This window comes from Shewanella sp. W3-18-1 (assembly GCF_000015185.1).
GTDB lineage: Bacteria > Pseudomonadota > Gammaproteobacteria > Enterobacterales > Shewanellaceae > Shewanella > Shewanella putrefaciens.
This window is the reverse complement of the sequence record NC_008750.1, coordinates 2,237,890-2,250,545: the sequence shown is the minus strand read 5'-3', so window position 1 is coordinate 2,250,545 and position 12,656 is coordinate 2,237,890. Positions and strand designations below refer to the sequence as shown.

9 protein-coding genes are annotated in these 12,656 nt (G+C 45.3%); 5 read left to right on the top strand and 4 right to left on the bottom strand.

Features of this window, described 5'->3' with window-relative positions; genetic code table 11:
• From SPUTW3181_RS10095 to gyrA, 3 genes are all read right to left on the bottom strand, one after another.
• On the bottom strand, window positions 1-1,674 hold the full coding sequence (locus SPUTW3181_RS10095) for a ribulokinase (protein ID WP_011789270.1): 1,674 nt from the start codon (window positions 1,672-1,674) through the stop codon (window positions 1-3).
• A 339-nt stretch (window positions 1,675-2,013) separates the two neighbouring features.
• Window positions 2,014-3,105 (bottom strand): 3-phosphoserine/phosphohydroxythreonine transaminase, encoded by a 1,092-nt coding sequence (gene serC, locus SPUTW3181_RS10090; RefSeq protein WP_011789269.1) that lies wholly within the window; start codon window positions 3,103-3,105, stop codon window positions 2,014-2,016.
• 101 nt (window positions 3,106-3,206) lie between these two features.
• Window positions 3,207-5,960 carry a DNA gyrase subunit A gene (gene gyrA, locus SPUTW3181_RS10085; protein WP_011789268.1) on the bottom strand — a complete coding sequence of 918 codons (2,754 nt, stop codon included), beginning with the start codon at window positions 5,958-5,960 and terminating at the stop codon, window positions 3,207-3,209.
• A 384-nt stretch (window positions 5,961-6,344) separates the two neighbouring features.
• On the opposite strand from gyrA, the gene ubiG reads away from it, so the two are divergent.
• The 5 genes from ubiG to yfaE all read left to right on the top strand — a co-directional run bounded on the left by ubiG (window position 6,345) and on the right by yfaE (window position 12,069).
• Entirely contained in the window at window positions 6,345-7,055 is a 711-nt protein-coding gene (ubiG, locus tag SPUTW3181_RS10080; protein WP_011789267.1) for a bifunctional 2-polyprenyl-6-hydroxyphenol methylase/3-demethylubiquinol 3-O-methyltransferase UbiG, read from the top strand.
• A 1-nt stretch (window position 7,056) separates the two neighbouring features.
• On the top strand, window positions 7,057-7,725 hold the full coding sequence (locus SPUTW3181_RS10075) for an HAD family hydrolase (protein WP_011789266.1): 669 nt from the start codon (window positions 7,057-7,059) through the stop codon (window positions 7,723-7,725).
• Between the two features lie 393 nt (window positions 7,726-8,118).
• Window positions 8,119-10,407 (top strand): class 1a ribonucleoside-diphosphate reductase subunit alpha, encoded by a 2,289-nt coding sequence (gene nrdA / locus SPUTW3181_RS10070; protein WP_011789265.1) that lies wholly within the window; start codon window positions 8,119-8,121, stop codon window positions 10,405-10,407.
• 64 nt (window positions 10,408-10,471) lie between these two features.
• Window positions 10,472-11,602 (top strand): class Ia ribonucleoside-diphosphate reductase subunit beta, encoded by a 1,131-nt coding sequence (gene nrdB, locus SPUTW3181_RS10065; RefSeq protein ID WP_011789264.1) that lies wholly within the window; start codon window positions 10,472-10,474, stop codon window positions 11,600-11,602.
• An 11-nt stretch (window positions 11,603-11,613) separates the two neighbouring features.
• Window positions 11,614-12,069 carry a class I ribonucleotide reductase maintenance protein YfaE gene (gene yfaE / locus SPUTW3181_RS10060; RefSeq protein WP_011789263.1) on the top strand — a complete coding sequence of 152 codons (456 nt, stop codon included), beginning with the start codon at window positions 11,614-11,616 and terminating at the stop codon, window positions 12,067-12,069.
• A gap of 31 nt (window positions 12,070-12,100) precedes the next feature.
• Here the strand turns inward: yfaE and SPUTW3181_RS10055 are convergent, their stop codons facing one another.
• Entirely contained in the window at window positions 12,101-12,583 is a 483-nt protein-coding gene (locus SPUTW3181_RS10055; RefSeq protein ID WP_011789262.1) for a YciI family protein, read from the bottom strand.
• Window positions 12,584-12,656: the final 73 nt, after the last annotated feature.

The following is a 12,656-nucleotide window of genomic DNA, read 5'->3' as shown; positions in this document are numbered from 1 at the left end:
TTATTTCGCTCCATCAACATAATGGCCTAGGGCTAGATACGCTTGATAAAGCATTTGGTATTTTTCTGCATTGATGGGATTAGACTGATAGGTTTTAGCTACATTTGAAGCCATCACAGCTTGAGCGCTTAATACATCGGGATAAATACCCGCCGCCGTTGCGGCATAAATGGCGGCGCCTAATGCACAGCTTTGTTCACTTTCCAGCACGTCAATATTACAATTCCACACATCCGCGCAGGTTTGCATAATAAAATCAGACTTTTTAGAGATGCCGCCAATGGTCACGACATGGTCTATCCGCACCCCCTCCTCCTTAAAGCGTTCAATAATCGCCCTTGCTCCGTAGGCACTGGCCTCGACTAAGGCTTTAAAGACGTGCGGTGCATGGCTACCCATGGTTAAGCCGCTGATCGCCATAGAAACGGATTGATCGGCATCGGGAGTACGGCGTCCGTTAATCCAATCTAGCGCGACAATGCCTGTTTCACTGACGGGAAGATTAGCCGCGGCCTCACCGAGTTTTGCTAAGGTTTCATCTTCAAGTTGTGCAATAAGTTTAGCTTTCACCTCATCGTCAAATAGTGCAGAGGTATTGATCTGTTTAATGGGCCAAAGGGTGAGATCCTTAAACCAAGCATACAAATCGCCAAAGGCCGACTGCCCTGCTTCAAGACCAATCATCCCCGGTAACACTGAACCATCAACTTGGCCACAAATGCCTTTAATACACCGCTCACCAATGTCTTCATAACTGGCAACGGTAATATCGCAGGTCGATGTCCCCATCACCTTAGTCAGTACGCCCGCTTTAACATTGGCACCAACCGCACCGGCATGGCAGTCAAACGCACCGAACGACACGATAACATCGGTCGATAATCCTAGATTGGCTGCCCACTCAGGGGTTAAAGTACCGCAGACTTTATCTGAAGTGCAGGTTTCCACGGGTAAGCGATCACGCAAACCATCGAGCAATGGATCAATACCAACAAAAAATTCATTCGGTGGATACCCATTCCATGACGCGTGCCACATGACTTTATGCCCTGATGCACAGCGCCCTGCCTTATAGACCTTAGGGTGAGTTGTGCCTGTCATTAGCGCGGTGATCCAATCACAGTGCTCAACCCAACTGTATGCCGCTTGTCTTACTTCGGTATCATGGCGCAGAACATATAAAGCCTTGGCCCAGAACCACTCAGATGAGTAGATCCCCCCCTCATATTTAAGATAATTTTCTTTAGCCACCTTTGCCGCAGCGGTAATTTGCTGTGCCTCTAGTATTGCGCTATGGTCTTTCCAGAGTAAAAACATTGCATTAGGGTTATTAGCAAATTCGTCTTTAAGTGCCAATGCCATACCTGACTCATCAACAGCAATCGGAGTCGAACCTGTGGTATCGACACTCAAACCACACACTTTTTCAGCGGCTCCCGGTGGCGCTTTAGTCCAAAGCCCCTGAACAACGTCAATTAAACTTTCAATGTAATCGAGTGGATGCTGCCTAAATTGATTTTTAGCAGGATCGCAAAATAACCCCTTTTTCCACCGTGGGTAATAGACCACATTAGTGGCAACCTCAACACCTGTCAGCGTATCAACCAATAACGCGCGAACCGAATCAGAACCGTAATCTAGCCCTAACGCGTAAGACCCTAAAACATTAGCCATTAGCATCCCCGTACATTGAACTCTGCCCTAACCAAGTGAGTGCAGATGACATCAAAACATTTAGTACTACAATACTACTATAGCTTAATGGTATTACAATATTATTTTAATTGGGAATGATAAATTTTTTAACATCACCAAACAGCAAGGGAGGTTTTTGATGATGAAAAAGAGGAGTTATTCAGGATTTGAGGATAAAAAAAAAGCGAATGCACTGTGGCATTCGCTGCTTACTGCTTGACATCTTTTGGTGGTAACCCAAAAAAGTGAGAAAATATTTTGGGATATTTCGCGGTCAAATCAACATGACTTTATCGCTAATATTTAAATAAGCCTGTGTTAGCGGTACTTTGCGGCAAACTCATTCATAAACTTCACTAACGCGATAACGCCCTCAAGTGGCATAGCATTGTAAAGGCTAGCGCGCATACCGCCGACAATTCGGTGGCCTTTTAAGGCCACGAGCCCTGCGACTTGTGCTTGCTTTAAGAACTCACCATCAAGTGTTTCATCAGCGAGCTGAAAGGTCACATTCATTTGTGAACGGTTAGAAGCAACAACACCATTACGATAAAAGGTATTACTGTCGATGCATTGGTACAGCATTTGTGCTTTTTGTTGATTAATTTTTGCAATACTCGCAATGCCACCAATGGACTTAAGCCAAGCAAAGACTTCAGCGGCGAGATACCAAGCAAAGGTTGGCGGTGTGTTGAACATAGAATCATGTTCTACGGCTAAACGGTAATCCATGATGGACGATTGCACTAAACTCGGCAGTTTGAGCATGTCATCACGCACGATAACAATTGATAATCCCGATGGACCAATGTTTTTTTGTGCACCTGCGTAAATCAAGCCATAACGACTAACATCGATTTCGCGGGACATAATGGTTGACGATAAATCGGCAACGATTGGCCATGGACTATCTAACTCATCAAAAATTTCGATACCATCTACTGTCTCATTTGGGCAGTAGTGAACATAACGATAATCGGCATCAATTTTATGGAGATCTGGCAATACTACAGCATTGAGTCCATTGTGTTTTTCAACAATGTTTAGACTATCAATTTGGGCATCACCCGCCAGTTTTTGGGCTTCAGCTAAGGCGGAAGATGACCATTGGCCGCTGACTAAATACAGGGCTCTACCATCATTACCTAAAAAATTATTCACGACAGCGGAGAACTGTCCACGACCACCGCCGTGCATAAATAGCACATGGTAATTGGCCGGAATATGCATCAACTCACGTAAATCAGCCTCGGCTTGCTTAGTCAGCGCGATAAACTCTTTACTTCTGTGGCTTATCTCCATCACGGAAACGCCTTGGCCATTCCAATCAAGTAATTCCTGTTGTGCTTTTTTCATTACCGCAGTAGGTAACATTGCAGGTCCAGCACAGAAATTATAAATCGCGCTCACTGACACTCTCCTTATTTCCAACCATGATTTTTGTATTCATAACATGACTGTGCCCTTAAAAAACGAGCGTCCAATTGGACGCTCGATTTAAAGGCACTTAATTAGTCTTCGTCTTGCTCATCGGCAAGTTCGTCGTCTTCATCGTCGTCCAGTTCATCCTCGTCGATATCATCGTCAAGAGGTTCATTATTGGCTAATTCACCTTCAATGATCGCAGGAACGATCGGCAAACCATTTTCATCCAGTTCGACTTCATCATCTTCATCGGTTTGGATTTCATCAATACGCTGTAGACCAACCACTTTCTCGTCACTTGCGGTACGAATAATAGTCACGCCTTGGGTATTACGACCGATAATAGAAACCCCCTTAGCCGGAGTACGGACTAATGTTCCTTTATCACTGATCAGCATGATTTCATCATTAGAGCCGACTTGTACTGCGCCAACGACCGCGCCATTACGCTCACTCACCTTGATTGATACCACACCTTTAGTCGCACGGCTCTTCGCTGGATATTCAGACAGTTGAGTCCGTTTACCGTAACCGTTTTCAGTCACAGTCAAAATCGCACCATCGCCTTTCGGTACGATAAGCGACACGACTTTCTGGCCTTCTTCTAAACGGATACCACGAACGCCTGTTGCAGTGCGGCCCATAGGACGCAGTGACAACACTTCTTCACCGGTTTCAGGATCGGTTTTCACTTCGCCTGTTTCAGAATCACGAACTTTCTCACCAAAACGAACCACTTTACCTTCGTTTGAGAACAACATGATTTCGTCATCACCGTTAGTGATATCGACACCGATCAGTTGGTCACCGTCTTTGAGATTAACGGCGATAATGCCGTTTGCACGTGGGTTGCTATAAGCAGTCAGTGCGGTTTTCTTCACAGTACCGTTTGACGTCGCCATGATGATGTACTTGTCAGCCGCGTATTCACGTACTGGCAGAATCGCAGTGATGCGCTCGCCATCGGATAACGGCAACAAGTTAACAATTGGACGACCGCGGGCCGTACGGCTCGCTAATGGCAATTGATACACTTTAAGCCAATACATCTTACCGAAGTCAGAGAAGCACAAAATGGTGTCATGGGTATTGGCAACCAGCAGTTTTTCAACGAAATCTTCGTCTTTCACTTTGGTTGCAGCTTTACCTTTACCACCACGGCGCTGGGCTTGATAATCGCTCAATGGTTGATATTTGGCATAACCTAAGTGAGACAAGGTCACTACAACGTCTTCTTCATTGATAAGATCTTCAAGACTCATATCAATTTCGTTGGCATTGATCACTGTACGACGAGCATCACCATATTCCGTTAGGATTTCCTCAAGCTCTTCTTTGATCACTTCCATCAAACGCTCAGGACTGCGCAAAATAAACAGCAGACCCGCGATAAATTCGAGTAGTTCTTCGTATTCAGCGATAATCTTATCGTGTTCAAGACCGGTCAACCGGTGTAAACGCAGTTCCAGAATCGCCTGAGCTTGTTGCTCAGTCAGGAAGTATTGACCATCACGAATACCGTATTGTGGCTCTAACCACTCAGGACGCGCAGCGTCATCGCCCGCTTTTTCCAGCATGCCTTGAACATGGCCTAATTCCCAACCTTGCTCAACCAATTTCACTTTGGCATCAGCAGGCGTTGGCGAGGCTTTGATCAGCGCAATAATTGGGTCGATATTGGCGAGCGCTACCGCTAAGGCTTCCAAAATATGGGCGCGCTCACGGGCTTTACGTAATTCAAAAACGGTACGACGCGTCACTACTTCACGGCGATGCAAAATAAAGCATTCAAGCATTTCTTTAAGGTTAAACAGTTTAGGCTGACCATTGGTCAGGGCCACCATGTTAATCCCGAAAGAGCATTGCATTTGCGTTTGAGCATACAGGTTGTTTAATACGACCTCGCCCACTTCACCGCGCTTAATTTCGATAACAATACGCATACCGTCTTTGTCAGACTCGTCGCGTAGACCGCTTATCCCTTCAAGCTTTTTATCTTTCACCAGCTCGGCAATCTTCTCGATTAACCGGGCTTTGTTCACTTGATAAGGAATTTCAGTGACGATAATGCGCTCGCGGCCATTATCTTCTGTTTCAATATCCGCCAGAGCACGCATGATCGCGCGGCCACGGCCCGTTTTATAGGCATCAATAATTCCTTTACGGCCATTGATAATCGCCGCAGTGGGAAAATCTGGACCTGGGATATATTCCATCAATTGTTCAATCGACAGTGAAGGTTCTTCAATCAATGCCAAACAGCCCTTGACCACTTCGGTTAGGTTGTGGGGTGGGATGTTGGTTGCCATACCGACCGCAATACCTGATGAACCGTTAATTAACAGGTTAGGTACGCGTGTAGGTAATACGGCTGGAATTTGTTCGGTGCCGTCGTAGTTAGGGACGAAATCCACTGTCTCTTTTTCAAGATCGGCCAGTAATTGGTGCGCTAACTTATCCATACGGATTTCGGTATAACGCATTGCCGCCGCTGAGTCACCGTCGACCGAACCGAAGTTACCTTGGCCGTCTACTAAGGTATAACGCAGTGAGAATGGCTGGGCCATACGGACGATAGTGTCATAAACAGCAGAATCACCATGGGGGTGATATTTACCGATGACGTCACCAACCACACGGGCAGATTTTTTGTAAGGCTTGTTCCAATCGTTCTTCAATTCACTCATGGCAAACAGAACGCGGCGATGAACCGGCTTTAAGCCGTCGCGCACGTCTGGTAATGCACGTCCCACGATAACGCTCATGGCGTAATCAAGGTACGAATTCTTTAGTTCGTCTTCGATATTAATTGGCGAAATAGATGATGCCAGATCAGTCATAAACTGCTCGTTCCCCTGAAAAATAGCCGACAACGTATAATCCGTATCATTGCCTAGCCCAAAAACGTGATTTGGCATTCTAACACAGTTATTTAATGTCGCCAGACCTATCATTATCGAATTGAGAAGGAAGCAACTTAATAGATGAAAACACTATCAATTTAGACTTGTGAACTTGGAAAAAGACAAGGTTTTATGCCAATTTGAGCTCAAACCTTGGTTAATCTGTAAACAGAAAAGGCGACTTAGGGCACAGTGAGTTGCTACAGAGATGAAAATTGTCTAAATTTCACTCAACCACAAGGACTTAGAGCCAGCGAACACTTTGTTTATCAATCATAGTCGTTATAATAGCCGCACAATACAGCCGCTTCAGGTAATCCCATGCAACATAATACCAATGTAGACCCACAGGAAATCGCAAAGTTTGAACGTATGGCCGAGACTTGGTGGGATCTTAACGGCGAATTTAAGCCGCTGCATCTACTAAACCCGCTGCGCTTAAACTATATCGATCAAACCACTGGCGGTATTTTCGGTAAAAAAGTGCTCGATGTGGGTTGTGGTGGAGGCATTTTATCTGAAAGCATGGCGCGTATCGGTGCCGAGGTTGATGGTCTGGATATGGGTGAAGAACCCTTAGAAGTCGCGCGTCTTCACGCGCTGGAAACCGGTGTAAACATCACTTATGTAAAAAATACGGCCGAAGCCCATAGCCAAGATCATCAAGGCTATTACGATGTGGTAACTTGCATGGAAATGCTCGAGCATGTGCCTAATCCGCAGTCGGTCATCAAGGCTTGCTGCGATATGGTAAAACCCGGTGGCTTCGTATTTTTCTCAACCATTAACCGCAATCTAAGATCTTATGTTGAAACGATTTTAGGTGCCGAATACCTGCTAAAAATGCTACCAGTTGGCACCCATGATCATAATAAATTTATCAAACCCTCAGAGCTGATCGAGCTGGTAGATAATACAGATCTTATCTGCAAAGACGCTGTTGGAATAACCTATAACCCACTAACAGGCATTTTTAAGTACACCCCAAGGGTTGATGTCAATTATATGATTGCAACCCAGAAGGTTGATTAACATGAGTTTGTCACAGGTTAAAGCGGTACTGTTTGATCTTGATGGTACGCTTGCCGATACCGCGCCAGATCTTGTGCAGGCACTGAACTTAAGTCTCTGTGACGCGGGGATTGAAGCAAAACCCTTCGAGCTACTACGCAGCGCCGCTTCCCACGGCAGTTTTGCCTTAGTTGATGCCGCGCTCCCCAATGCTGATGAGTCCCTGCGTATTCAGATCCAGCAAGGGCTACTCGCCCACTATCAACGTATTAATGGCGACTATTGTCGATTATTTACCGGTATGGATGTATTGCTCGACTGGCTTGAGCTACAGCAACTGCCATTTGGCGTTATTACCAATAAACCAGCGCGCTTTACTCGCCCGCTGGTTAAAAAACTGAATTTGCACCAGCGGATGCAAGTTGTTATCAGCGGCGATTCAACCCGCTATGCTAAACCCCATACGGCGCCTATGTTACTGGGTGCGCAGCAGCTTAACTGCGCCCCTGAACATATACTGTACTTAGGAGATGCTGAACGAGATTTACTCGCGGCCAAAGCGGCAGGTATGGTCGGCGGTGTGGCATTATGGGGTTATCTAGGGGAAGAAGATAAACCACAAAATTGGCCAGCATTGGCACAATTTAGTTCACCTTTGGCTGTCCATCAGGCTTTAGTTGCAACCCGTTAGTTGAGTGGTTTGATCGAACTGCTGCTTATTTTAGCGATCGCGATCTCAAGTGAGATCGCGCAAAAAGTCGACATGGATCATGTACGCTACTCTGAAATAGCACTTCAGGGTTAGCCATTACTAACACAACTGCTTATCCTCAAGATATCCACAAGATACCCCCGAAATTCTAACTTGCAAATAGCGTCAAACCTCACTATCTTGTATCTCAGATTATTTAAAACACCATATCTTGTGTATCGGTAACAATCAGACACACTAAAAACTCCCCACTCAATTGACGCCATTTTAGGAGGTCAGCAGTATTTAAGGGATGTTTGTTGATTGTTTTACAAGGAAACGTACGGTGACTTAGCTCACCTGAATAGATATCAGAACCAAGGCCTCTCTTCAATGAATAGCACTATAACAGTCACAAAACGCTGTGGTGAACGTGAGAATATCGATCTCGAAAAAATACACCGCGTAATTACTTGGGCAGCCAAGGGATTAAAAAACGTTTCTGTTTCTGAAGTTGAACTTCGCTCGCATTTGCAGTTTTACGATGGTATTCCCACCGAAACTATCCACGAAACCATTATCAAAGCGGCAGCGGATTTAATTTCACCCGAATCACCGGACTACCAGTTCCTTGCTGCCCGTTTAGCGGTGTTTCATTTGCGTAAGAAGGCCTTTGGTCAATTCGAACCGCCAGCCTTGTACGATCATGTGACTAAACTCGTTGAACTTGGCAAGTATGATATGCACATTCTGCAGGATTATACCCGCGAAGAACTTGATCTTATGGATACCTATATCGACCACTGGCGCGATATGAATTTCTCCTACGCAGCGGTTAAACAGCTTGAAGGCAAGTATTTAGTTCAAAACCGCGTGACCCACGAGATTTATGAGAGCGCCCAGTTCCTCTATATTCTGGTGGCGGCCTGTTTGTTTGCCCGTTATCCAAAAGAAACACGTCTGAAATACGTGAAAGATTTCTATGATGCGGTATCAACTTTTAAGATATCCTTACCCACACCTATTATGGCGGGTGTTCGTACGCCAACGCGTCAATTCAGTTCATGCGTATTAATTGAATGTGGCGATAGCTTAGACTCAATCAACGCGACCGCATCGTCAATCGTGAAGTACGTTAGCCAACGTGCGGGTATCGGCATTAACGCCGGTCGTATTCGTGCATTAGGTAGCCCAATCCGTGGCGGCGAAGCCTTCCACACAGGTTGTTTACCTTTCTATAAGTATTTCCAAACGGCGGTCAAGTCTTGCTCTCAAGGCGGTGTACGTGGCGGTGCTGCAACCCTGTTCTATCCTATTTGGCATTTAGAAGTCGAATCTCTGCTGGTATTGAAAAATAACCGTGGCGTAGAAGACAACCGTATCCGTCATCTTGATTACGGTGTGCAGCTGAACAAAGTCATGTATCAACGTCTGATCAAAGGCGAGAATATTAGTTTATTCAGCCCATCGGATGTACCCGGTTTGTACGATGCCTTCTTTGAGGATCAAGCCGAATTTGAGCGTTTATATCTGCAATATGAGCAAGACAGCAGCATTCGTAAGAAGACCATTAAAGCCGTCGAACTGTTTTCACTGATGATGCAAGAACGCGCTTCGACAGGTCGTATCTATATCCAAAACGTGGATCACTGTAACACTCACAGCCCATTCGATTCAAAAGTTGCGCCGATCAGACAATCTAACCTCTGTCTTGAAATCGCACTGCCAACTAAGCCATTAAATAACATTGATGATCCTAATGGCGAAATCGCCCTTTGCACTTTGTCAGCCTTAAACCTCGGAGCGATTAAGGAACTTTCAGAACTTGAGCGCTTGGCCGACTTAGCGGTACGTGCACTTGATAACCTATTGGATTACCAAGATTATCCAATAAAAGCGGCACAAATTGCATCAATGAACCGCCGCACACTCGGTATAGGTGTAATTAACTTCGCGAACTACTTAGCCAAAAATGGCATGAGGTATTCTGATGGCAGTGCAAACAATCTGACTCATCGAACCTTTGAAGCCATTCAGTTCTACTTACTGAAAGCCTCTATGAACTTGGCGAAAGAGCAAGGTGCTTGTCCGTTATTTAACGAAACCACCTACTCCCAAGGTATTTTGCCAATTGATACTTACAAACGTGACTTAGATAAGATTTGTAATGAGCCGTTACATTTAGACTGGGAATCACTGCGCAGCGATATTAAGCAGTACGGTTTACGTAACTCAACATTGTCTGCCTTGATGCCGTCTGAAACATCATCACAAATTTCAAATGCGACTAACGGTATCGAGCCACCACGTGGACTTATCAGCGTAAAAGCCAGTAAGGACGGTCAACTCAAGCAAGTAGTGCCTGATTTTGACACCCTAAAAGATAACTATGAATTGCTATGGAAAATGCCAAGCAACGACGGTTACTTACAGCTAGTGGGCATTATGCAGAAGTTCGTTGACCAAGCGATTTCGGCCAACACTAACTACGATCCTTCCCGTTTCGAAGGCCGTAAAGTGCCAATGCAGACGCTACTGAAAGATTTGCTCAATGCCTATAAGTTGGGTGTAAAAACCTTGTACTACCATAACACTCGCGATGGTGCATCGGATCAACACGATGACATCACCAACCTAGAGAAAGAAGATGATGGATGTGCAGGCGGTGCCTGTAAAATCTAGTCTTATACGTTAACGGTTTTGCAGGGGTCCCTTTGGGATCCCTGCCCATTGGAAAAATAGCAACATGGCCTACTCTACCTTCTGTCAAACACCTAACGATGCTACCCGCGAACCTATGTTTTTAGGTCAATCGGTCAATGTGGCACGCTATGATCAACAAAAATATGAAGTGTTCGAAAAACTGATAGAAAAGCAGTTATCTTTCTTTTGGCGCCCCGAAGAAGTTGATGTCAGTCGCGATAAAATTGATTACAACGATCTGCCCGATCATGAAAAGCATATTTTTATTTCAAACTTGAAATACCAGACGCTGCTCGATTCTATTCAAGGGCGTTCACCTAATGTCGCATTTTTACCCTTAGTATCATTGCCTGAGTTGGAAACGTGGATCGAGACTTGGTCTTTCTCTGAAACAATTCACTCACGCTCTTATACCCATATTATCCGCAATATCGTCAACGATCCTTCGGTGATTTTTGACGATATCGTTGTGAATAAAGAAATTTTACGCCGCGCAACGGACATTGCCGAATACTACGACCACTTGATTAAACTGACGCAAGTATTCAACCTATTTGGTGCTGGCACCCATCTTATTGATGGCGAAGAATTAGTCGTAAATACCCGTACACTGAAAAAAGCGCTCTATTTGTGCATGATGTCTGTGAACGCCCTCGAAGCCATTCGTTTCTACGTGAGTTTTGCCTGTTCCTTTGCCTTTGCTGAACGTAAGCTAATGGAAGGTAACGCAAAAATCATTCGCTTAATTGCCCGTGATGAAGCCTTACACTTAAACAGTACTCAGCATATTTTAAACATTATGCAGGGCGGTAAAGACGATCCTGAAATGGGCGAAATTGCGGCGCAGTGCCAACAGGAAGCCTACGATCTGTTCTTAAAAGCCGCCGAGCAAGAAAAAGAATGGGCAAAATACCTGTTCAAAGATGGCTCTATGATTGGCTTGAATGAGCAAATTCTTTGTCAATATGTTGAATTTATCACCAATCAACGCATGAAGTCCGTCAATCTGCCACAACCTTATCCAGAAAGTACCAACCCATTGCCTTGGATGAAAAATTGGCTAGAAAGTGATGCAGTACAAGTTGCCCCCCAAGAAGTAGAAGTGTCTTCTTATCTTGTCGGGCAAATTGACTCGGCGGTGGATGGTGATGAATTCCTCGACTTCGATCTCTAGGTAGACCTACAGTGGCAAAACCAAGGCACTTCAGCCCCAATTTAGCCAAAAGCCCCTTTGCGAAGGCGCCCATAGTGCGCCTTCAGGGCCAACCTGTGCTGCTCTTTACCGAGCAACAGGGGTCTTTGTTGCAAGCACTCGAAGCGAAGAACATCAAGATGTTCTCTGAATGCCGCAGCGGTTTCTGTGGTGCCTGCAAGACGAGGATTATCAGCGGTAAAGTCAGCTATTTGAGCGAGCCCTTAGCCGAGCTGAATAACGACGAATGCCTACCCTGCTGCTGTATACCTTCGCAGGATTTAGAACTCGATTTATCCCCCGAAGGGGCGACTGTTGTCACCTACGCAGCCAATGTGGCCAGAAAGCCACAGCAAATGGGCCACACCCATTCACCAACACAGAGCACCATATCCCATAGTGCAAAGCCGCAGATCTCGCCAAAAATCGCCGAAGTGTGCGAAGAATAACCTCTGCTAATTGAGTCTAGCGACTTGGCTGTTAAATATCTTTTTTCGCCATCACCCTATGCAGTTCATTCACCTCTGTCAGTGCGGCGCTGCCATACCAAGGTAATAACTCCAATACTAGGCTACCCGCTTGAATTGCAGGATCGGTTTCCGTTAAGGCTTTTGCCTCTTCAACCGTAGTAACGTCAAAAATATAAATGCCGCGTAATTCGCCATCGTGTAAAAAGGGCCCTGCCAGCACTAATTTACCCTCATTGGCAAGGCGAGTGATATTGTTCAAATGCGCCCGTTGTAATTGCTCGGCCTGTGCCTGTGTTCTATCCCGATTAGGGCCCCGCTTTAAAAAGGCCATGACATAGTGCTTCATACCGTATTCATCGGCACCGGCATTTTTAGCACGCTGCTCGTCAAACTGTGGAGTACTATGCGCTGAAAAACTCACCACTAATCCACATAATAGACAAGTGATAAGGCTGATGGTGACCTTAGCGTTAAAGACAGTGTTAAGCTGCATAGCGAATTCCCTCTGCATGAGTTATGGGTGAGTTATGTTGCTTAATTTAAACATTTAAACCTTAGCGTATTTG